The organism is Ktedonobacteraceae bacterium, from assembly GCA_035653615.1.
In the GTDB taxonomy this organism is placed as follows: Bacteria; Chloroflexota; Ktedonobacteria; order Ktedonobacterales; family Ktedonobacteraceae; genus DASRBN01.
The window spans coordinates 137158-159973 of sequence record DASRBN010000033.1 but is presented as its reverse complement, the minus strand read 5'-3'; the positions used below and the strand labels follow the sequence as shown (position 1 = coordinate 159973).

The window sequence follows — 22816 nt, the reverse complement described above, 5'->3', positions numbered from 1 at the left end:
GGGAGCCTGGTTCCTGCCGCTTCTCCCTGGGGAGCATATCCTCGCAACCCCGAAAAAGTCCGGTGGAAAGGCACCAGGATATTGCCATCGAGTACATAAAGAAAACAGGAACCACTCCGCGATCCCTGTTTTCTTTATGTACTCGATGACCTCAGGTGATCCCAACTTTTGGGAACCAGAGTCTCTTCACGACCACCGGGCCATACCAGCTTCATACCTTCTTCAGGAGGGCAGATAGTGCCGATGGCGGTTACCGGTGTTCCAGTTGCCGATTGCACTGCTTTCACGACTGTCTCTTCGTGGCCGGGCGAGACGCTGAAGAGCAGTTCGTAGTCTTCGCCGCCGTTTAAAATCCAATCGAGTGGATCATGGGATGCGACGGTTGCTATGGAGCGCAGGGCAGAGGATTGGGGCAATTGGGCAACGACGACGCGCGCTCCAACACCGCTGCGCTCACAGATGTGCTGGAGATCGCCACTTAATCCATCGCTGATATCGAGCATGGCCGTCACAATGGATGGGCCAAAACTGCTGAGAATGCGCCCCTCGCGCACGCGGGGACGAGGAACGCGAAAGATAGCACGCGCTGTCTCTCTTGCCTGCGATGGATAGGGTAGCTCAGGGTGGAGCAGGGTGAATAGCCCGGCGGCGGATTCACCGGGCGCGCCTGTGACGAACAGGGTATCACCCGCGCGTGCTCCACTGCGCAAGAGGGCGTGCCCGCGCTCGACGGCGCCAAGGAGGGAGATATCAATGATCAAAGATGCATGTTCATGCCTGGCTGTACCAGCAACGTTTCCACCAACGATGGCTACGTTAAATTGCTCAGCTTCCTGACGCAAGCCGCTATAGATAGCATCCAGCACTTCCAGGCGAAAGGTTTTTCTTGATGGCAGGATCAGCGAGATGAGGGCGTAGCGTGGTTCGCCGCCCATGGCAGCGATATCACTGATGTTGATCGCCAGCGCCTTGCGCCCAATATCCCGCGGGCTGGAGGTCGCGAAGGTGAAATGCACATCCTCGACCTGGCTGTCGCAGGTTGCCAGGAGTTGCATATTTCCGCCCATGTCGAGGACGGCGCAATCGTCGCCTACCGATTGGTCAACATCTGGACGCGAGGAAAGACCTTGCGTCAGGCGAGCTATGAGTTCAAATTCATCCGGCCGGGTGTTTGTCATAGTTTTTATCTCGTACTCAAAAGTACTTATGCCTGTATGCACGTAATATACGCACTGCGAGGGGGAAGACTCAAGGTCGGCAATCGATAAATATCTTGCCTGATAGCGTTGACAACCAGGTCTTGCTATGTCATGCTAGAGATTAGTAATAACGAGCGGAGTGAGCGAGCAATGGAATTACTGATAGTCACATTAGCGCATACCTCGCCAAACAAGGCTGCAGATGTCACGACGCGCATGCGCTTGATTTTAGAGACGGTACGCAACGCGCCGGGGCTGATGAATGCGCGCTTTTATCACAGCAGGGAGCAGGCGCACTCTTATTATGCTCTACTAACGAGCTGGGAGGACGAGGAATTGTGGCAGAAAGCACAGGCGCGTTATAGCCCCCGCAATCTTTTGTTAGCATCAGATAGAGAACTCCTGACGGCACCGCCAGAACAATGGTTGATGCATTACCTTTGGGGCTATAGTCGCCCCTCGGCGCAACCCAATATTGCGGCAGTGCATATTGCCACTATACGATCTGAGCAGGCCGATCGTATAGAACGCGCCTGGATTGAGAGCTTGCGCCGCCAGGCTATGGAACCGGTACTGGCTTTTGCGTTTTTAGCGCGTGGCAGAAGTGAAGATACTTCCTTGCCAGACTCTCTATCGGGGGCAGATGTTCTGTCGTCAAGGCTGAAGGATGAGCATGAGGAATCTGCATCGTCTTTACCCACATACGGCCAGGTTTTCTTGAATCTCCTCAGTTGGCCGGACGAGACGCATCGCCAGGATTTTTATGCCGATCAGAATTATAAAGCCATCAATACTGTTTTGCACAGTATTGGTGCTGTTCGGGTACTCGATCTGGAGCCTTTGTCATGAGCCGTTCGGTTAATCTGAGGATGTTTCAGGTACCGGCTTCGCGTAGTATTTATTCAGTTCAGCTTGCAGGAGGGTACGATTGGCCCACATGGCGGTGGTGAATGTATGATACTCGCCGTCGCACAATGGGGCCGCGATGTCACATTTGCGATGCGGGGTCAACCTGAAGCGGATGGTGTTGCCGTTGATTTCGATCCACATATGACGGCGCGTGTAGCCTGTACCCCAACGGAGCAGGATCATGGAGTCGAATTCCTCAAAATTCCCCCGGCCCTTAAGAGCGCTTCTATTGATGGTTTTCAGCATTTCGGCGAGGCCACTTTCCTGCATGATATGTTTTGCATTTTCACGCACTGCCATACGCCTGGCCTGATCCGCTTCCTCGCTGAAGATAAATTCTGTTTCTTTGTCTTGTAAATCCGTGATGATCACCACTTTTCTGAGTGAATAAAATGCCTTGATTCCAGGATAGCACAGGAATCATGGCGACCGCAAGGGTTTTTGGAGGGAGCAGTTCCTTCAGGTCAATAGACTTTTTGGCCGTATTTTGCGAGGGGGCTGTCTTCGATTTCGTACAGGGGGCCGGAGTCGCGTTCAGAGTGGGGGCATGTAAACTGCGCCAGAGAAGGCGGCAGGTGCATCGATGATGAAAAACGCGAAGCATTAGGGGGCTCGGGATTAATGGGATCGCGGCGTGGCGTGATATGGTAGACGTTATCGCTGGACTGCTTGGCATGATATTTGGCCTCGGCTGCCAGATAACTGACTTCCTGCATAGTATGCGGATTATTGACGACGCCAATTGATAGCGAGACCAGAGGAAACTGGTAGGAGCGGCCTTTCCGATCGACACCACTAATTGAGCCACGTTTGAGATCTTCAGGATGATAGAACATGGCGCTCTCTTCTTTGTAGCGCGCGCTGATGTGCAGGCAGAGGGTATTGACGCGGTCAGGAGTAGTTACAATGACGAAGTCATCGCCGCCGATATGACCGACGAAATCATCGGGATTGCCATATTCGCGCACTGTGCGCTGGCAGATGCGCCCGACGAGGCGAATCATATCGTTGCCGGTAAGAAAACCATAGACATCGTTAAAAGCTTTGAAGTTATCGAGGTCCAGGTAGAGGATACTCCAGGGTTCCAGGCTATTGAGCTTGTGATTGATGGCTAATTCGACCTGAAAACCACCGGGCAGGCCGATCAGCGGGGAAAGGAAATTTTGCTGCACGCGGCGCAGCTGCGAACGGATACGAGCAAGCAGTTCATCGGTATTGAAAGGTTTTGTAACATAATCATCAACGCCGATTTCAAAAGCTCGTACCTTATCTTCCGGTTCGCTTAAAGCACTGAGCACGATAATAGGGATGTGGATGCATTTAGGATGGGAGCGCAAACGATGGGCGACTTCATAGCCATCGATACCAGGCAGCATCATATCCAGGATAATGAGATGAGGAGTTTCTCGCAAAGCAATTGTTACAGCATCTTCGCCGTTTTGGACGGTTACGACTTGATATCCTTCTATCTGCAGCGTTTCCTTGAGCAACCGAGCTATCAATTGCTCGTCCTCGACGACTAAAATGTTGGCTATCAATATCTTGCCTCCACTTGTAGGGCGACCGCTTGCGCAGGCCCAATCTCTGACAGGCGATGTAGGCTTGACCGCCTTACAACTACCGGCTGCTGAAGAAGATTTGCCAGGACAAATCTAATGATCCTGGCTTTTGAGCAACAGGAATCCGGATTATTAAAAACTTCCCACGCGCGGATCATCCCCGGCAGGTCGGTGGTCGGCATCTATCCACTCTGCCTGGTCCTTTCGCATCTGGCTAGCGCCGGAGTCACGAGTGCGATGAATCGACTCTCTCCACATCTGCACGCCACGCGAATCCGCACTCCGTCACATCGAGTGCTGCGCACTCAGGCAGAACGAGAGGAGATGCCTCTTGTTTGTACGATGCTTTCAGTACAAAACCTGGTGAGACCTTTTACCCCTCAAAAGGAGCCACCCAGGTAGAAATCACAGGGAGAGGATCGGGAATCAAAAAACCGGGTTCGACACAAGGATTCCCCTTCTGCATGGAGCGCACAAGCGTGTTAGACTTGCACACCGCCCTTTATAAATACCCTCTCTTAGCGATCGTACTACATCCAGGTATGCAGCGCTGTCAGATATCTACGCTTTGCCTTTATCTAGCCATCCTGCTTGATCACCTGTCGCTCGGACACGGTTCTCACAAGGGTGCCGCTACATTTCACTGTACCGGGCAGGAGATGCGAGCCTGAGATAGACAATTCAGACAAATCGTAGTTAAAAAATACGCAACGCGCTACTTAGTAATCAGTATAACATCCTTAGAGGCATATGAAAAGGCTTTGTCGATACAAATTCAACACATTCCTACAAAATTGTTAAGGTTACATGTATTCAAACGAATAACATGTATTGTTATTAACATGTTCTAAGTCCTGAGGAAGACAGGCACCAGACGCTGTCCCTACAGGATTTTGAACGGCTCAGTTGCCAGTTGACGCATGGCGCTTGCTGCGATAAGATTAACAGAGTTACAGTATGACACGGGTAAAGTGAGAAGAAAGGGAGTAGATGACCTCATTGCCAGCCGGGGAAGCTTCAGGAGAGCCTGTGGAGAGACCGATCACCTTTCAGAGTAAGGGCCAGCCTTCATTTCTCCTGGAAGGAGTACTCCATAAAGCTGCACGGGTGGAAAATGCGCCGTTAATTGTTTTGTGCCACCCGCAACCGGCCAGCAGCGATATGAACGATGTATTGACGGTCGCACTGGCACGGCAGCTGGCTGCTGCCGGGATGATGGCGTTGCGATTCAATTTTCGTGGGGTAGGCAAAAGCCAGGGGCAACCAACAGATGGACGCCTGGAGCCACTCGACCTTGCCGGAGCGGTCGATTGTCTACTGGCACAGCCGGGGGGAAATCCGGCCAAGGTTGGCATTATTGGCCACGGTTTTGGCGCATATATCGCTCTTCTTTACGCGCCATTCGATGTTCGCGTACGGACGGTTGTAGCGATTAGCGTGCCACTTTTCAGGGCAGAGGGTGGACTTCCTAAAGCATTCGAGCGCCCGAAGTTGTTCGTCACGAGCGAATTTGACGAGCTTTGCCCGCTCTATAAACTGGAACCGTTTGTCGAGCAACTCAAAGGTCCTAAGGGTATTAAAGTAATTATGGGGGCGCGCCACCTGATGCGCAATTATGAAGAGGCAGCAGTAACGACCATTTTGAAATATATTCAGGCATGGGCGAATATGCCGGGAGTCTAGAGGAAGTATGAATCCAAATAACCCTATCATTGTACAGAGCGACCGCACCATCTTGTTGGAAGTCGATCATCCATTACACGCCGAGGCAAGAGATGCGCTGGCACAGTTCGCGGAACTGGAAAAATCGCCCGAACACATCCATACCTACCGGCTTTCACCCCTCTCGCTCTGGAACGCTGCAGCCGGGGGTATGAATGCGCAAACAATTCTTGAATTGCTGCGGCAGTACAGCAAATATGATATTCCCTCAAACATTATCGTGGATATTCGTGAATATATCAGTCGCTACGGGCGTCTCAAATTGATTCGTGAGGGTGAGGCGCTGCTGCTGATTTCCGAAGATGCGGCCTTGATTGCTGAGGTGATGCATCACAGGCGCACGCAACCTTTCTTGCTGCGCCAGCTGAATAGCCATACGATCCAGGTCGATGCGTCGCGGCGGGGGCATATCAAGCAGGCGCTGATTCATATTGGTTTCCCGGCTGAAGACCTGGCAGGCTATACCGATGGCTCGCCGCTTCCTATGAAACTGCTGCCGGTCACAGCCGAGGGAAAAGCTTTCGCGCCGCGCGCCTACCAGTACGCGGCCTCGGCGGCATTTTACGCGGGTGGCGCTCCTAGCGGCGGCAGCGGAGTGGTGGTGCTGCCATGTGGTGCGGGCAAAACGATTGTGGGCCTGGCCACGATGAGCGATATACAGCGGGCCACATTGATCCTTACCCCCAATACAATCGCGGTACGCCAGTGGATTCAAGAAATCCTGGACAAGACCGACATACCGCCGGAGCTGGTCGGCGAATATACGGGAGACCGCAAAGAAATATGCCCGATTACCGTCAGCACCTACCAGATTCTGACGTATCGCAAGCACGGCGTGAATGGTAAAAGGAAAGGGCCGGAGAGTGAGGAGATTTCAGAGGATGATTACCCGCATTTCGCGCTCTTTACCAGCTACGATTGGGGCCTGATCATCTATGACGAGGTACACCTGCTGCCCGCACCGGTTTTCCGCATTACGGCGGAAATCCAGGCACGCCGCCGCCTCGGCCTGACGGCGACACTGGTGCGTGAAGATGGGCGCGAGGCAGATGTATTCAGCCTCATTGGGCCGAAGAAGTATGATGTGCCCTGGCGCGAATTAGAGCGGCAGGGATGGATCGCGACTGCCGAATGCCACGAGATTCGGGTGGGCATGAACGAGGACGAACAACTGAATTACGCAGTGGCGGAAGAACGCGAAAAATACCGGCTGGCCGCGGAGAATCCGGCCAAGCTGAGCATTACACGACACCTGGCGGAACGACACATCGATGACCAGGTGCTGATTATTGGTCAGTATATTGACCAGTTGAAGCTGCTGGCGGAGGAACTGGATGCGCCGCTGCTAACCGGGAAGACTACCAACGCGCAGCGTGAAAAACTGTATGAGCAATTCCGGCGTGGTGAAATCAAGCGTATGGTGGTAAGCAAGGTGGCAAATTTCGCCATCGATCTACCCGACGCGAATGTCGCGATCCAGGTATCAGGTACTTTTGGCTCGCGCCAGGAGGAGGCACAGCGGCTGGGGCGCATCCTGCGCCCGAAGCAGGATGGTGGGCTGGCTTACTTCTATTCTATCGTGACACGCGATACGCGCGACCAGGAATTTTCGGCCAATCGCCAACTCTTCTTGACGGAGCAAGGATACCGGTATGTAATAGAGGATGCGGAAGAATTGCTCCTGAACGCCTGAGGCTGTTAAAATTTTCTTGACATCCTAAAGCATGGGTGGTACCCTTTTAGCACAGTAGCCGATAGGTCGATTTGATAGATTAGAGTATGAAGAGGACATCATGGCAGACCCTAAAGACCCCGCAGAGAGTTACATTGATGTAACGAGCCAGGATTTTGCCGAAAAGGTGCTCAGCTCGCAACAAATGGTGGTGGTCGATTTTTCCTCAGGGAGGAGCGGCTCGTGCCAGATATTTGATCCAGAATTCGCGGCGATCAGCAAGGAGTACCAGGGGCGCGTGACTTTTGCCAAGCTGGATGTAGATACTAATGAAGATGTGACCAATCAGTGGAATGTGGATGGCATCCCGACGGTGATCTTCTTCAAGAATGGGCAGGAGATCAATCGCATTAAGGGGATCGTGATGCGCGATAAACTACGCCGCCAGGTTGAGGGTACCTTGCTTGCCAGTTAATGATCTTTATTTACATCCAATACGGCTAGAAGCTTCTTTACATGAGACAATCTGGGGTGGAAGACGACTGGAGCAGAATGGCTGGAAGTGCCTTCCAGCCCATAAGGCAATTGGGGAATCCTGGGAAACAGAACTGAATACGATTGCGCAGAACGAACCATACGCGGGAATGACGTTGAAGGCGCTGGTGGAGGAACTGGGCACAGACCTTCTGGGCGAGCAGTGCGTGGCGATGGTTGGTAAGCGTTTCCCCTTGCTGGCAAAGTTTATCGATGCTAACGATAAATTATCGGTACAGGTACACCCGGATGATGAGTATGCAGCGCGTTTTGAGCAGGGCAAACTGGGCAAGACGGAGTTCTGGTACGTGCTGGACGCGGAGCCGGGCGCGACGGTTGTACATGGCTTCAAGGCGCGTACATCACGAGATGAGGTGCAGCAGGCCATTGAAAGCGTGAGGCTGGAGGAACTGCTGCATCATGAAACAGTGGCAGCCGGCGATGTGATCTTTGTGCCAGCCGGGACGGTGCATGCGATTGGCGCGGGCGTGCTGCTGTACGAGGTGCAGGAATACTCTGATATCACCTATCGCATGTATGATTATGGGCGCAAAGATGCCGCGGGTAAAACGCGCGAACTGCATATCGAACAGGCTTTGAATGTTTCCCGCTATGAACAATCGCCCTCTGTGAAGGTACAACCTGCCATTATGGCGGGTGGCACAGGCTATACCGAACGCTGCCTGGTAGCATGTCCATATTTTGTAACTCGCGAACTGATCTTTCAACACGATACCCCTCACGGCTATATGAAGGATAAGACACGGGGCAGTTGCATTATTCTTTCCTCGCTTGGCGCGCAAGGAGCGATACGATACGGGAAGAATTTTGAATACGGTGAGGTTTTTTCGCCGGGACAGACAATAGTAGTGCCGGCTGGCCTGGGTGAATTTTGCATCGAGGGGCCTGGAAGGCTGTTGCTCTCTTACGTGCCGGAAGCGCAAGATGAGGCGTGGAGGTTGTGGAGAGACAGAAACACTGAAAGCTAACCCATCTCGCCCCTGCGCTTCTTACGTTCTTCTTCCAGGTCGGTAATGGTGCCCTCGACGACGCGATCCTGTTTGGGTTCGGTGAAATTGAAGAAAGGAGACTGCGCGCGAGGCGGATAGTTCTGCTGCAGGCGGTTGACCTCAGAAAAGACGCGCGAGACACCGGTGGTGACATTCACGAAGAACAGGAGAACTGCCAGGCCCAGCCAGACACCAAGGCCAACCAGGAGCGTACCGGCGAAGCCGACGAGACCATTGACGATACTTTCATAGACGACCGCGCCAATGATGAGGATATAAAAGAAACGGACAAGCACACGCAAGGACCAGTGTAAAAACCAGAAGACGGCCTTGACGGGGTCCGAAGGCATATCCCACTGTGGAATCAATGTACGGCGTGGTCTTAAATTTCTCACGGCCTGCACTCCTTATAATGCCGCCTACGGATGTTCGCTGCCAAACTATCTCTACGGCATATTGTATCATGCCTGCTTTTGGGTGTCACTACATTTTACGCTTAGAACAGGGCCATTTACGCATCCAGTAGGGACAGTGGCTTGTCCCTGTACTGGCTGGGGTTCTTCTGCCTGTTCTGCGTCCCTGTCCCTACTGGCGTTCCCATTACCCCATTCGGTCGTCAAATTTCATCATGAGCTGTTCGCGTTCGCTCGACTGTTCAATCGCCCCGCGCTTAGAAAACGTTTCTTGGGGAAGAGAAAGTAAAGTTTTTATCATGCTGGATACTATTTCTTCACCGATTCTTCACCAGGTCTTAACCAACCGGATAGATACAGCGAAATATTTCTGTGGTTAAATTGTAAGCAGTGGCCTTTGCATTTCTTTGCTCAGTAATCTCAGGATATCCATCTGCTCGTCATCGTACCGTACCATTATTTCTGTCGAAAAAGGAGATTTGTTCATGAAAGGATTCGCCAGGTCAAGATTGACCCTGACACTGGTCGCGGCAGTGATACTGGCTGTAATCGCTCTCCCATTAGCTGTTTCAGGGGCAGGCGCGCATGCCGCATCCACCTCACCTACAAACTCGACAAGTCCCAAATTTGCCCCAACAGGCGACCTGGATTGTAACGGCTTCAGCAACATCCAGAAGCTGATAAAGGATTCGATGCTATGTACTGATCCCATCGGTTACGATGGCGAGCGTTTCTACGACAACGGTCACTATATCGGCCACGATGAGCCAACGGTCAACTTCTTCTCGAATTCCCCCGGTTCCGGCAATAATGTACAGTGGCAAATTACGCTGCCCACCGAGCATGCATTACCGGCAACCCAGACTTTTGAGAATACCATTGCGCTCTGGGTTGGTATGGTAATCTGCGACCCCAGATCGTTTCCAGAAAAGCCCTGCATCCCTGATAGCGATCAGAACCATCCAGCGCGCTATGCTGGAGACCCCAACACATCAGGTTCTGCTTTCCTGGAGTTGCAGTTGTACCCTCCTGGTTTCTACCCGTTCATTCACAAGATCAGTTGCGATAGCACGCACTGGTGTGCGGCATTGAACATCGACAGCCTGGAATGCAACCCGGACATGTCCTTCTGCAATCCAAACTGCACCGAGCCGGTCAACTTTGCATTCATCCAGATGAATGGTGTCCCACCCGGGCCTCCTGGGCCGGCTGACGCTAACAACTCAACGTTTACCCCCAACAAAGAGACCCTGCTCATGAACCAGGGCGATAAGCTCAAGATAACGGTCAAAGATACCTCTAATGGTATGCTGAACAAGATCGAAGACCTCACGACGGGAAAATCGGGCTACATGGTGGCCAGCGCCAAGAATGGTTTCGAGGACCTGGATCTGAACACCTGCAAACCGACGAAGTTCAGCTTCCATCCTGAGTACTCGACGACGAAATTCGGAAACTTCCTCAACTGGGGGCTGGGACAGGGCAATGTTGGTTACGATACCGAGATCGGCCACTTCACTCCTGGCCTCGGCGGAGATGGAGACAAGGATGATGCACCCTGCTTCAAGGGGCCGACGCTGCCCGGTTGCCTTGATTTCAAGCTAGGGGGAGATGTTGATTTCGATGGCTCATCCTACCTGCCCGATTGGCCCGACGGTACGCGGCATACGCCTACGCCGGTTGTGATGAGTTCGGTGCTGGGCAATGGTATTGGGCCTGTCAGCTCTCCGGACGGTCAATCAGACTACACGCATCCCTACTCTTCACTCCAGTTCGATACTGAAGTGCTGGCCACGGAAAAAACGTGTACGCGAGATCATCTTTCGAGGTGTACCGTTCCACCGCCAGGGTCACAATTCTACCCATTTTTCGCGCAATCCGGGCATGGCGACAGTTGTACATTTACCTTCGGTAACGATATTCGAGGCTCTACAGTGAATGATTTTGGTCGCGATCTGCAATATGGCGCGCCGAATATTCAATGGAGCTATCTCGATTCGAGCAGTGGTATTATGCCTAATCCATGTGTGCCGCACACCGATTGATTATCTGGATCTGAGGATAAATCAGGGCGACCGCAAGTTCTACCGTTGCGGTCGCCCTTGTAACCTATCTATTCCGTGAAACATACAACTAATGCTTATAGTTGATCCATCTGTCTCAATCGTTCGATGAGATATGGTTCAAAATGTTTCTCGACCAGCGCTGTCATCTCTTCAAGGGAGCGGCTTCCATCGACTTCGTAGACGGTAAGGTTCAATTGCTCTCCCCTGAACGATCTGATTGATTGCCCAGCACAGATGCTTGCAAACAGGTATATTTTGCCCCTGACCGCGATAATTCGCTTTTCATGACGCTCAAATGTTGGATGTATTGGCGAGATGAGGATGATGCGGATTCTTTTCCGGCGAGCAGGCGCTGCAAGGTTTGCAGTTCGGTAGGATTCAGTGGTTGTTTAACACGGGCGAGCGTCAGGTGAGGCGAGAATGGGCGCGTATCGACTTCGAATCCACGCTGCAGCAGTTCTCTATTCAGCGTGCTATGCAGGCGAACCAGGTTACCGGATGATTCTTCGATGCCCATCCAGATGACGCGTGGGTGACGAGGCAAACCAAAGGTGCCGAGGTCTTTCAGACGTAGCTCAAATGGGATACTTTGTCGTGCCGCCACCGCGGCAGCCTGTTCAGCTGCCGCCAATTGTTCATCCGAAAGCTCACCTAGAAAGGCGAGGGTGAGATGAATCCCCGCGGGGTCGACCCAGCGCACAGCAGGCAGCTGGCGGGCCAGGCGGTCAATCACCTGGCCCAGGAAATGCCGCAGGGATTCATCTAATTCAAGCGCAATAAATGTACGTGTCATAGAAATTACGCGGCGAAGAGCATGGCATCGAGCTCTGAACCGTCGATAGTTTCGACCTCGATGAGATGTTCAGCGATCTCGATCAATTTGTCTTTTTTCTCGCGCAGGATGTTGAGGGCCGTTTCATAGGCCTGATCGACGAGGAAAGAGATTTCTTTATCGATCTTCATGGCGGTCTCGGCGCTAATCATAGCGGAGCCATCGGCATCTTTTTTGATGGCGACGTTGCCCAATGGACTCATGCCAAATTCGCAGACCATGCGGCGCGCAATGTTGGTGACGTATTCGATATCCTGGCTGGCGCCGGTGGTGATATCGCCAAAGATGATTTCTTCGGCGGCACGCCCACCCATGGCACCGGCCATTTTGGCGAGCAGTTCGGAACGACGCATGAGATAACGGTCTTCGCTGGGGGCCTGGACGGTGATGCCGAGGGCCATACCACGCGCGATAGCGGTCACCTTCTGGACGGGGTCGGCGCCTGGAATGGAGCGCATGACGATAGCATGGCCAACTTCGTGATAGGCGATGATGGCTTTCTCAGCCTCGGTAATCACGCGGCTCTTGCGTTCGGGTCCGGCCATGACGCGCAGGATAGCCTCATCGAGTTCCGGCTTGCAGATAACGCCCTGGCCGCGCCTGGCGGCGAGTAAGGCGGCCTCGTTGAGCAGGTTGGCGAGGTCGGCGCCGGAGAAGCCGACAGTCTGACGCGCGAGGCCGGTGAGGGTAACGTCTTCGGCAAAAGGTTTGCCCTGGGCATGGACTTCGAGAATGGCGAGACGCCCGCGAATATCGGGTTTATCAAGCATGACCTGGCGATCAAAGCGCCCGGGGCGCAGGAGAGCGGGGTCGAGTACATCGGGACGGTTGGTAGCAGCAATGACGACGATGTTGGTTTGTTTATCGAAGCCGTCCATTTCAACAAGGAGCTGGTTGAGGGTTTGCTCGCGCTCGTCGTTGCCACCGGTGCCGGTGTTGTTACGCTGGCGACCTACGGCGTCGATTTCGTCGATGAAGACGATGCAGGGCGTATGTTCTTTGGCCTCTTTGAAGAGGTCACGAACACGCGATGCGCCAACGCCGACGAACATTTCGACAAATTCGGAGCCGCTGATGCTATAGAAAGCGACATTGGCCTCGCCCGCGACGGCACGGGAGATGAGGGTTTTGCCGGTGCCGGGCGCTCCGACGAGCAAGACGCCTTTGGGGATACGAGCTCCCATGGCAGTAAAGCGTTCGGGATATTTGAGGAACTCAACGATCTCCTGCAGCTCGGTCTTGGCTTCATCGACGCCGGCAACATCCTTAAAGAGAACGGTAGGATGCGTTTCATTGAAGCGCCTGGCTTTCGAGCGGGCAAAAGTGCCGAGCTGGCCACCCAATCCACCACGACGCAAGAAGAAGAGCAGCACGCCGGCAATAAGTGCAACGAAGACAACATCTATGACGCCCTGAACCCAGGCATTGGGCTGCCCATTGTCTACGGTAACCGTGGCTCCATCATGACGGAAAGTTTCCGTAACAGATTGCCCGTCTTCTTTTACGGCATGATACTGCTGGCCATTTTTAGCGGTAGCGTAAATATCATCGCCACTAATAGTGACGGATTGGAGTGCATGCTGATCGGCGAGGTTCAACACGTAGCTAATTGGTTCATCCAATGTATTCGCCTGGCCGCCATTGCCGACTACGACACGAATCGCTATGGCCGTAACTATCATCATTCCTACAAATAGGAGCATTGCAGGAAGGCCAAAACGAAGCCAGCCGGGTCTTTTCTTAGCTGTTTTTGGTGTGGGCCGGCCCGGATCAGGAACTTTCTGTTCCCGGTTATCTTGTTTCAGTGGTTGCATGGATTGTCGTCAGCCCCTTCTATTGCTGTGGATGCACGATTGATATACCTGACCTTTGCCCCAGACAAAGGCACCTGGCCGTCCTACCTGATTCCTTCCCGGCAAGTCGACGCCGGCATATTGATCTCAATGATCTTATGCCGACCGGAAACGCCCACGTGCCGGATCAATCCGCACTCAACGCGGTCATTGCAAAGCACTCTGGCAGGACGGAAAGAGTGGACTTGCATATTAAAATTAGCTGGCGTACTTCATTGTGTGCCAGAGCACATTTAAGTGTGTCAAAACATTGGCTTTTGGGAAGTATATATCAAACCCTACAAGTAATCAAGACTATTGTTTAGTTGATTTTTGTCAAACGGAAATTTTCATAGCAAATGATGGATTGCGATAGATGGATAGGGGTCACGAGGCGCAATGAGAGGCTTTACGGGTGATTCCCTAGAAGTAGTCTGGATAACGGAAGGCGGGGCCATTGCACAACTTCGCACGGGGGATTCTTCGCTTCACTCAGAATGACAGGCCCCGGGCGGGTCTGGACAGTCCGGGGCCTGTCATTCTGAGTGAAGCGAAGAATCCTCGCCTTCTCTGGGGGAATTACCAGAGGCTATCATGGACGAAAGGTGGTAAAATATTACCATAAAGGACTTTAGCCACCTTTACTTTTACCAGCGGACATCCTCCGGATGCGATCTCAATGATCTTATTCCGACCGGAAACGCCGGCGAGCCGGATCAATCCGCACTCTACCTCGCGACTACGGCTGCGCCGTCATCTGGTTGGAGCAATCGTATCCTGTCCCTACGCCCCATGCGGAGGAGGAGTTAGACGGCCGCAAGAGAGAAAGAAGAGGACTATGCAAGAGATTTCAATGCTACCCAAACCCGTACAAAATGCTGTCTCCGAGGTAATGCAGATCGGCTCCAGAACACAACCTTTCAGCAGCGAGAGCCGGACAAAAGCTCCTCGCATACAAGATGCGAAGGTGGTGAAGAGCGTGTGCCCATACTGTGCGGTAGGCTGCAGCTTGAATGTGTACGTGAAGGATGGTGAGGTGATTGATATTGAAGGCAATCCCGATAGTCCGATTAATCATGGGACGCTCTGCCCGAAAGGATCGGCGACCTTCCAGTACACAGTCAATCCGAGTCGTTTGAAACAGGTGCTTTATCGCGCGCCGTACAGCGATCACTGGGAGGTAAAGTCGCTGGATTGGGCGATGGAGCAGATTGCGCAGCGCATCAAAAAGACGCGCGATGAGACGTTTGTGGAGCGCCTGCCCGATGGTCGCGAGGTGAATCATACGCTGGGCATCGCATCGCTCGGCGGGGCCACGCTGGATGTTGAAGAGAATTATTTAATGAAGAAGCTCTTCAGCGGCGGATTGGGGATTGTCTCGATTGAGAACCAGGCCCGTATATGACACAGTTCGACGGTACCCGGTCTGGGTACATCGCTTGGACGTGGCGGTGCTACGACCTTTCCACAGGACCTGGTGAATAGCGATGCTATTCTGATTATGGGCAGCAACATGGCGGAGGCGCATCCTGTAGCTTTCGCAAATGTCGTGAAAGCGAAGGAACGCGGGGCGAAGGTGATACACGTGGACCCGCATTACTCGCGTACATCGGCGCTGGCCAATCTGTATGTCGCGACGCGCGCAGGCAGCGATATCGTATTCCTCGGTGCGATTATTCGTCACCTGCTTGAAAACGGTGGCTATTTTCATGAGTATGTGGTGAATTATACGAACGCGGCGACGCTGATTCGTGAGGATTACCGCGATACAGAGGACCTGGATGGCCTCTTCTCCGGTTATGACCCCGAGACGGGCACTTATGCCGACCAGAGCAGCTGGGACTATCAGTACGATGAGCATGGGAGGCCTTTAACCGACCCTACATTGCAGCACCCAAGATGCGTTTTCCAGATTATGCGGCGCCACTTTGCTCGCTACACGCCGGAGATGGTGGAGGAGGTGTGTGGAGTACCACGCGAGGAATGGTTGAAGGTTGCGCAGACGCTGATCGAGAACTCGGGGCGCGAACGCACTTCGGCCATCTGCTACGCGGTTGGCTGGACGCAGCAATCGAAAGGTGTACAGATCATTCGCGCGGCGGCAATGCTGCAACTGCTGCTGGGCAATATTGGTCGCCCTGGTGGTGGTATCATGGCCTTGCGCGGGCATGCCTCGATCCAGGGTTCGACGGATGTGCCGACTTTGTACGATCTACTGGCCGGTTACATGCCACAGCCAGCAGCATTCGTGCAGCCGCAGCCACGCGCTGAACATTCTCCTGATGCAACCACATGGGGCGAGAAGAGGGATACACCCTCAAATGTACAGTCGCAGCAGACCTTGCAGGAATATATCGACAGCACAGGGCAGAAGCTGGGCTGGTGGTCAAACACTCCGGCTTATATTCGCAGCCTGTTACAGGCATGGTATGGAGATGCTGCCAACGAGGAAGACGGCAATTGCGTGTATCGCTGGCTGCCCAAGATTACCGGCGACCATTCACACCTGCCCACGAGCTATGCGATGCTGGATGGCAAGGTCAAGGGCTATTTGTTGTTCGGGCAGAACCCCGCGGCGGGCAGCACGAACGCGCGCATGCAGCGCAAGGCGCTTGAACAACTGGACTGGATGGTGGTGCGCGACCTGTATGAAGTCGAATCGGCGGCATTCTGGTACAAGCAACCTGGATTTGGGCCGGAGACGGAACCGGTGGATTCGAGCAAGATTAAGACGGAGGTGTTTCTACTGCCTGCCGCCGCTTCGACGGAAAAAGAGGGTAGCTTCACCAACACGCAGCGCCTGCTGCAATGGCGCGATAAGGCCGTTGATCCGCCGCTGGATGCCCGCTCTGATCTATGGTTTGTCTACCACCTGGGCAAGCGTTTGAAAGAGCTGTATGCCGAGAGCAAGGAGCCTGGAGATCGAGCGCTGCAGGCATTGACATGGGACTATGAACGAACGGAGCCTGAACCGGGATCGCGCATTACCGATGAGCCGGATGTGCTGTTAGTACTGAAAGAGATTAACGGCTATTACGTGCTGCCGCCAGAAAGCAAGGATGATAGTAACGGGCGAAGATACACGCTGCGCGATGCCCCACACGTGCCGAATTTTACGGTGCTAAAAAGTGATGGTAGTACGGCCTGTGGCTCGTGGATCTATAGCGGTGTGTACCCGGAACCCGGCAATAACCGGGCGGCTTCGCGCAACCCGGAGGGATATACGTTCCTGCAATGGGGATTTGCATGGCCCGCCAACCGGCGTATCCTCTATAATCGCGCCTCTGCTGACCCGCAGGGACGGCCGTGGTCGGAACGCAAGAAGTATGTCTGGTGGGACGAGGAGCAACAGAAATGGACCGGGGTGGATGTTCCTGATTTCCCCGTGAACAAACCACCGAGCTATACACCCCCTCCAGATGGAGTCGGGATAGATGCACATTCGGGCAGCGATCCGTTCATTATGAAGCCGGATGGTAAGGGCTGGCTATTTGCGCCAAAGGGACTCAAGGATGGACCTTTACCTGCCCACTATGAAGCGGTAGAGGCTCCGGTAACAAATGCGTTATATAGCCAGCAGAGCAATCCCGCGGCAAAGTACTTCCAGGACCGGCCTGATAATCCCCTCGCTCCGGTAGGAGATGAACGCTATCCGATTGTAATTACCACTTACCGGCTGACGGAACATCATGTGAGCGGTCCGATGACGCGCTGGATGCCCTGGCTCAACGCGCTGCAGCCATCTCTTTTCGCGGAGCTAAGCCCGGAACTGGCCGCCGAACGGAAGATTCGCCATGGAGAGTGGATCATCATCAGCACGCCGCGTGGCGAGATCGAGGCACGAGCGATGGTGACACGGCGCATGCGGCCATTGCGCATTAAGGGACGCGTGGTACATCAAATCGGTTTGCCGTTTCACTGGGGCTTCCAGGGCAAGGTGACGGGCAGCATTACGAATGACCTGGCTCATATGGTATTGGAGCCAAATGTGAGTATCGAAGAGGCAAAGGCGTTCATGTGCAATGTGCGCTCAGGCCGGCTGGCATGAAAATGGAGGATTGTATGGCTATCGAATCTTCTGAAGCGAAGCAAACACGAGGAATGCCATTACAGATGAGGCTATCTTCCCTGGTGGGCAATAAAGAAGCTCCATTACCGCCCCAGCCTGCTATGGGCTTCTTTACCGATACCAGCCTGTGCATTGGCTGTAAGGCCTGCGAGGTGGCCTGCAAGCAGTGGAACCAGTTACCGGCGGAGGCGCCCGACTGGAGAGGTACGAGCTACGATAATACCGGCCAGTTGAGCGCGCGTACCTGGCGACACGTGCAGTTCATTGAACACGTTGGCGCTGGATTCCAGAATGGACACAATGTGGAAGACCTGCGTGACCGCATTGAGGAGGCGCGCAGCGAGGGAATTATCCCATTTGTGCCACCAGGAACGGCGCTTCCTTTTTTCAATTCCGAGCGCTGGTTGATGCATAGCGACGTGTGCAAGCACTGTGCGAATGCGCCCTGCCAGGAAGCATGCCCTACAGGAGCGATTATTCGTACGGAGTTCGACACAGTTTATGTCCAGCAAGACATTTGTAATGGCTGTGGTTATTGCGTGGTTGCCTGTCCGTTCGGCGTTATTGCGCGTGACGAGGAGGGTGATCGCATGGCCCATAAATGCACGCTTTGTTATGATCGCCTGAAAGATGATATGAAACCGGCCTGCGCCAAGGCCTGTCCGACCGGCTCGATTCAATTTGGCGAGGTCGATCAACTGAAGGCGCGGGCGCGCGAACGGCTGGGAGATTTACACAGGCGCGGCGTTGCTGAGGCGCGCCTGTATGGTGTCGATGATGATATTCTTGAGGGTGGGCTGCACGCGTTCTTTTTGCTGCTGGATGCGCCGGAGGTGTACAATCTGCCGGAGAACCCGGCCCGGCCATCAAATAATGTCGCACCGGCCTCATTCTGGACGATTGTGGCGGCAATGGTATTAGGGCTGCTCGGTATTTTATTCTTTAAGGAGTAAATAGGGAGGTTTTTGCAATGCAAGAAACACGGGTGCCAATTGGGTCGCAGTTGAGGACAGGCATGCCCTTGCAATTTGTGCGCGAACGTCTCGCGCTTACTGACCTGGCCGAGCGGCTGGCAACGTTGACGACGGGGTATAAGCCTGACATAGAGCAGGAGCTAGAAGAGCCATCCTACTATGATTATCCCGTATTGAAAGCGCCTCTGTGGCGCTGGGAGATTATCTGGTATTTCTTTTTTGGGGGATTGGCGGCGGGCAACTATGTGATTGCCAGCCTTGTATCACTTTTTGGCGGACAGGATGACCGGGCTATTGCGCGCGCGGGCTATTATCTTTCATTGCTGGCCTTGATTCCCTGTCCTATCTTGCTCATCAAAGACCTGGGCAGGCCTGAGCGGTTTCTGCACATGCTGCGCATTTTCAAGGTTAAATCACCGATGTCGATGGGCACATGGGGCCTGTTGAGTTTCTCGTTATTCAGCGGGGTTACGGCCGTCATTCAGGCCGCAAGGGATGGAGTACTGGGACGCTGGTGGGGCGCTCGCATGCTGGCGGCACTGCCGCAGCGATTGATTGCGCTGCCCGGAACGGCTTTTGGCCTGTTTCTGGGTGGTTACACCGGCGTGCTGTTGACGGCGACAAGCATTCCACTCTGGTCGCGCAGTAAAGTGCTGGGGGCAGTTTTTCTCTCGTCTGCTATTTCAACGAGCAGTGCATTGATCTCGCTGGTGCTGCGACTGGCGGGAACTCCAGCTCAGGCCCTACACAAACTCGAGCGTTTTGAATGGGCGGCTTTGCTTGTCGAGATGACTGCGTTGTTCGCTTTCTTACGAGGAGGTGGGCGAGCGGCTCGTCCCCTGGTCGGTACCGCTCCTGCACAACATGGAATGACATTCTGGCGGTTTGTATTTGGAAGCGGATTGGCTTTGCCCTGGCTGCTCACGACGCTTGCGCTGTTGCAGCGTCGTCCGGGAAAGACCAGAAATGCTAGAGGGATTGCCATATCGCTGCTGGTTTTAGTGGGGGGCTACTTTTTACGGCGCACGATGATAGAGGCCGGTCGCACTTCGAGTGCTGACGCCAGAACGACGTTGTGGAATGCGAAACGATAATATCGGACCCCATATGTTTTTGGCGTTTTGGCCGTAATAGGATACAATCAGGAGCTTCAACTTTTCCCCTCGCCTCTCGTACATGTGATAGTCTAAGAGAAGGTATCATCACTTCATCAAAAATTCGGAAGAGAGAAGGCTCATGGAGGAATTTCGAAACGTGGGAGACACTCCGCACACGGGCAGAACGACCAGCAAACTCCCACCGGAGAATGTTGCGGACAATACGACTGTAGCTCCAAATAACAACAGCCAGCAGAATTCAGGAAACCAGCCGGGCGGAAATGCAAGTACGCTACAACTAGTCGTCGTCGAGGGCTTTCAGGTTGGACGAGGCGTCGCGCGTGTGGACCCGAATGATATTGAGCGCCTTGGCTGCCAGCCTGGGGATATCGTGCTGATTACCGGGGCGCGCACAACGGCGGCCAAAGTTCTCCCCAACAGCACTATAGATCGTGGCAAGCAGTCTATTCAGATGGATAGCCAGGTACGGCAGAATAGCGCGTCGGGATTGGGTGAGCGTGTTAGCGTTCGTAAGGCACGGGTCAGCAATGCTGAAAAAATAACGCTGCTCCCATTGACCAGTGGCGCTCCCATTCAGGAAAGCGAGTTGCAATATATTGCTCGATACCTGGTGGGTCTCCCTGTGACTATCGGTGATTTACTGCGCGTGGGTACGCCGGGGGCCGCGCCGCGCGAATTTTTGATCATCAGTACCACGCCTGCCACTCCCAGCTATACTATCCAAAAGCGCAACACGGGGGAACTGGAAAACCTTGTGCCTCCTGTTCAACCTCAGATGGTGACCGACACGGAAGCGGTACTGGTGCATGCGGGCACCGTTGTACGAGCGCAGGCACGTGGGGCGACACGCCCCGGTGGTCTTGGGCGAGTGAGCTATGAGGATATCGGCGGGTTGGGCAAGGAATTACAGCGCATCCGCGAGATGATCGAATTGCCGCTGAAATATCCTGCCGTTTTCGACCGGCTGGGCGTCGAGCCACCGAAAGGCGTGCTGCTATATGGGCCTCCCGGCACCGGTAAGACATTGATCGCACGGGCCGTCGCCTCTGAGACGAATGCGGCATTTTTCGTCATTAATGGCCCTGAAATCATGAACAAATTCTACGGGGAAAGCGAATCGCGGCTACGTTCGGTCTTCCAGGAAGCGCAAAGACGCGCGCCCAGCATTATCTTTATCGATGAGCTGGACGCGCTGGCTCCCAAACGTGCCGAGACGGGCGGCGAGGTTGAACGGCGTATCGTGGGGCAATTGCTGGCATTAATGGATGGGCTGGCTTCACGCGGCCAGGTGGTGCTGATTGGAGCTACCAACCAGCCTAATGCGCTCGACCCGGCGCTACGCCGTCCCGGTCGTTTCGACCGCGAAATCTCCCTGCGCGTGCCTGATGTACGCGGGCGCATGGAGATATTGCAGATTCATAGTCGCGACGCGGCGCTGGCGAATGATATCGACTTTGCGCGCCTGGCACAATTGACGCCTGGCTTCGTTGGAGCAGACCTGGAAGCATTGTGTCGCGAGGCGGCCATGATCGCGCTACGTCGTGTCCTTCCCCATATCGATTACCAGCGTGGATATATCCCCTATGAGACGTTGGTAAACCTGAATATAACGATGGCCGATTTTCAGGTAGCATTGCGCGAAGTTGAGCCATCAACGACGCGTGAGGTGTATGTCGAGGTCAGCGAAACGTCCTGGGATGACATTGGCGGCCTGGAGAAGGTGAAAACATTGTTGACGGAGGGTGTAGAATGGCCTTTGCGCTTCCCGGAAATATATAGCCATGCCAGGGTTGAGCCTCCACGCGGCGTGCTGCTATCAGGACCTCCCGGGTCGGGCAAAACGTTGATCGCGCGGGCAATTGCTAATCAATGCGAAGCGAGCTTCATCTCGATTAAGGGGCCGGAACTGCTTTCAAAGTGGGTCGGCGAATCGGAAAAAGGCATACGCGAAATCTTCCGGCGCGCGAAACAGGCCGCGCCCTGTATTGTGTTCTTTGATGAACTTGACTCGCTTGCGCCACGCCGCGGCGGTGATATAGATGGTCATGTCGGTGACAGGGTCATCGCGCAGCTGCTCACTGAAATGGATGGCATCGAAGGGCGCACCGGCGTGATCGTGGTGGCGGCTACCAACCGTCCTGAACTGATCGATCCGGCCTTACTGCGGCCCGGTCGCTTTGATCTTGTGGTTGAGCTTGAGTATCCTAATGAAATCGAACGGGCGGCCATTTTCGCCGTTCATACACGCGGTCGTCCTCTGGCTCCAGATATCACGATGGAAAAGCTGGCCAGCATGACCGGGGGACGTAGTGGCGCGGATATCGAAGCGATCTGCCGGCGCGCCTCGCTACTGGCATTGCGCGAGTGGATTGCTCCGAAGCTGACCGCCGGTCACGTGCAGGTCACAGAAATAGGGGAGCCGGTGACTGCGAGCGGCGAGACTGCAACTAACGGAACGGCACATATGAACAATGGAGATACTGCTACCGCTGTGCCTGCGGATGATACAGTATCGCAGGCACAAAATACGCCTGGTCAAGCCTCAACATCGCTTTTCCAGATTCGTCTTGATCATTTTGAGCATGCTATTGAAGAGCAGCGCGAACGTTACGCGATCCAGGAAGCGGCAGAAGAGGAAAGGGCACGTAAAGAAGCAGGTCGCCAGCGTTTACTTGATATAGCAGCGAATTACGGCGCTGCTAATAATAAACCGGCGTTGAGGGGATTCCGGCTGTGGCTGGCACGTCTCTTCAGGCTGGTTCCATGAGAGCACAATAGAACCTTTTTATGAAGTAGCAAGGGATGAACGCAAGCTGAGAGTTCATCCCTTTTTCTATGCTCATCCGATTAGTACTTTTTGGTGCATGAAATGTAATGATATTTGCGAGCGGCGCCAGATGGGACAGG

Annotated in this window: 16 protein-coding genes; 10 read left to right on the top strand and 6 right to left on the bottom strand. The window is 53.9% G+C overall.

The window, feature by feature from the left end:
- Positions 1 to 134: 134 nt before the first annotated feature.
- A complete protein-coding gene (gene thiL, locus VFA09_18905; GenBank protein HZU69354.1) occupies positions 135 to 1178 on the bottom strand; it encodes a thiamine-phosphate kinase in 1044 nt (347 codons plus the stop codon).
- A 171-nt stretch (positions 1179 to 1349) separates the two neighbouring features.
- Between thiL and VFA09_18900 the strand changes: the two genes are divergently transcribed.
- Complete coding sequence (locus VFA09_18900; protein HZU69353.1) at positions 1350 to 2048, top strand: hypothetical protein; 699 nt, start codon at positions 1350 to 1352, stop codon at positions 2046 to 2048.
- A gap of 9 nt (positions 2049 to 2057) precedes the next feature.
- Here the strand turns inward: VFA09_18900 and VFA09_18895 are convergent, their stop codons facing one another.
- Positions 2058 to 2480, bottom strand: a complete 423-nt coding sequence (locus VFA09_18895; GenBank protein HZU69352.1) for a hypothetical protein — start codon at positions 2478 to 2480, stop codon at positions 2058 to 2060.
- Positions 2481 to 2572: 92 nt separating this feature from the next.
- A complete protein-coding gene (locus tag VFA09_18890) occupies positions 2573 to 3646 on the bottom strand; it encodes a response regulator (protein ID HZU69351.1) in 1074 nt (357 codons plus the stop codon).
- A 1011-nt stretch (positions 3647 to 4657) separates the two neighbouring features.
- Here VFA09_18890 and VFA09_18885 point away from each other — a divergent pair.
- From VFA09_18885 to VFA09_18870, 4 genes are all read left to right on the top strand, one after another.
- Positions 4658 to 5350: an alpha/beta fold hydrolase gene (locus VFA09_18885; GenBank protein HZU69350.1), complete on the top strand. Its 693-nt coding sequence runs from the start codon at positions 4658 to 4660 to the stop codon at positions 5348 to 5350.
- Positions 5351 to 5357: 7 nt separating this feature from the next.
- Positions 5358 to 7082, top strand: coding sequence for a DNA repair helicase XPB (locus VFA09_18880; protein HZU69349.1), 1725 nt, complete (start codon positions 5358 to 5360; stop codon positions 7080 to 7082).
- A 100-nt stretch (positions 7083 to 7182) separates the two neighbouring features.
- Positions 7183 to 7536, top strand: coding sequence for a thioredoxin domain-containing protein (locus tag VFA09_18875; GenBank protein ID HZU69348.1), 354 nt, complete (start codon positions 7183 to 7185; stop codon positions 7534 to 7536).
- A complete protein-coding gene (locus tag VFA09_18870; protein ID HZU69347.1) occupies positions 7526 to 8584 on the top strand; it encodes a type I phosphomannose isomerase catalytic subunit in 1059 nt (352 codons plus the stop codon). The genes VFA09_18875 and VFA09_18870 overlap by 11 nt, the downstream gene beginning before the upstream one ends.
- On the opposite strand, the gene VFA09_18865 is transcribed toward VFA09_18870, so the two are convergent.
- Complete coding sequence (locus tag VFA09_18865) at positions 8581 to 9000, bottom strand: hypothetical protein (GenBank protein ID HZU69346.1); 420 nt, start codon at positions 8998 to 9000, stop codon at positions 8581 to 8583. The genes VFA09_18870 and VFA09_18865 overlap by 4 nt on opposite strands.
- 503 nt (positions 9001 to 9503) lie before the next feature.
- On the opposite strand from VFA09_18865, the gene VFA09_18860 reads away from it, so the two are divergent.
- Positions 9504 to 11063: a hypothetical protein gene (locus VFA09_18860; protein ID HZU69345.1), complete on the top strand. Its 1560-nt coding sequence runs from the start codon at positions 9504 to 9506 to the stop codon at positions 11061 to 11063.
- Positions 11064 to 11274: 211 nt separating this feature from the next.
- Here the strand turns inward: VFA09_18860 and thpR are convergent, their stop codons facing one another.
- Together thpR and ftsH are read right to left on the bottom strand one after the other, a co-directional pair.
- On the bottom strand, positions 11275 to 11877 hold the full coding sequence (thpR, locus tag VFA09_18855) for an RNA 2',3'-cyclic phosphodiesterase (protein HZU69344.1): 603 nt from the start codon (positions 11875 to 11877) through the stop codon (positions 11275 to 11277).
- A 5-nt stretch (positions 11878 to 11882) separates the two neighbouring features.
- A complete protein-coding gene (ftsH, locus tag VFA09_18850) occupies positions 11883 to 13730 on the bottom strand; it encodes an ATP-dependent zinc metalloprotease FtsH (protein ID HZU69343.1) in 1848 nt (615 codons plus the stop codon).
- A gap of 910 nt (positions 13731 to 14640) precedes the next feature.
- On the opposite strand from ftsH, the gene fdnG reads away from it, so the two are divergent.
- The 4 genes from fdnG to VFA09_18830 all read left to right on the top strand — a co-directional run bounded on the left by fdnG (position 14641) and on the right by VFA09_18830 (position 22676).
- Positions 14641 to 17796 (top strand): formate dehydrogenase-N subunit alpha, encoded by a 3156-nt coding sequence (gene fdnG, locus VFA09_18845; GenBank protein HZU69342.1) that lies wholly within the window; start codon positions 14641 to 14643, stop codon positions 17794 to 17796.
- A gap of 14 nt (positions 17797 to 17810) precedes the next feature.
- A complete protein-coding gene (locus VFA09_18840; protein HZU69341.1) occupies positions 17811 to 18770 on the top strand; it encodes a 4Fe-4S dicluster domain-containing protein in 960 nt (319 codons plus the stop codon).
- A gap of 17 nt (positions 18771 to 18787) precedes the next feature.
- Positions 18788 to 19885, top strand: coding sequence for an NrfD/PsrC family molybdoenzyme membrane anchor subunit (gene nrfD / locus VFA09_18835; GenBank protein HZU69340.1), 1098 nt, complete (start codon positions 18788 to 18790; stop codon positions 19883 to 19885).
- A gap of 142 nt (positions 19886 to 20027) precedes the next feature.
- Complete coding sequence (locus VFA09_18830) at positions 20028 to 22676, top strand: CDC48 family AAA ATPase (protein ID HZU69339.1); 2649 nt, start codon at positions 20028 to 20030, stop codon at positions 22674 to 22676.
- Positions 22677 to 22816: the final 140 nt, after the last annotated feature.

Bases quoted from the DNA above. Each gene is read 5' to 3' on its own strand.
- thiL (HZU69354.1), bottom strand. From the start codon at position 1,178: ATGACAAACACCCGGCCGGATGAATTTGAACTCATAGCTCGCCTGACG.
- VFA09_18900 (HZU69353.1), top strand. From the start codon at position 1,350: ATGGAATTACTGATAGTCACATTAGCGCATACCTCGCCAAACAAGGCT.
- VFA09_18885 (HZU69350.1), top strand. From the start codon at position 4,658: ATGACCTCATTGCCAGCCGGGGAAGCTTCAGGAGAGCCTGTGGAGAGA.
- VFA09_18880 (HZU69349.1), top strand. From the start codon at position 5,358: ATGAATCCAAATAACCCTATCATTGTACAGAGCGACCGCACCATCTTG.
- VFA09_18875 (HZU69348.1), top strand. From the start codon at position 7,183: ATGGCAGACCCTAAAGACCCCGCAGAGAGTTACATTGATGTAACGAGC.
- VFA09_18860 (HZU69345.1), top strand. From the start codon at position 9,504: ATGAAAGGATTCGCCAGGTCAAGATTGACCCTGACACTGGTCGCGGCA.
- thpR (HZU69344.1), bottom strand. From the start codon at position 11,877: ATGACACGTACATTTATTGCGCTTGAATTAGATGAATCCCTGCGGCAT.
- ftsH (HZU69343.1), bottom strand. From the start codon at position 13,730: ATGCAACCACTGAAACAAGATAACCGGGAACAGAAAGTTCCTGATCCG.
- VFA09_18840 (HZU69341.1), top strand. From the start codon at position 17,811: ATGGCTATCGAATCTTCTGAAGCGAAGCAAACACGAGGAATGCCATTA.
- nrfD (HZU69340.1), top strand. From the start codon at position 18,788: ATGCAAGAAACACGGGTGCCAATTGGGTCGCAGTTGAGGACAGGCATG.
- VFA09_18830 (HZU69339.1), top strand. From the start codon at position 20,028: ATGGAGGAATTTCGAAACGTGGGAGACACTCCGCACACGGGCAGAACG.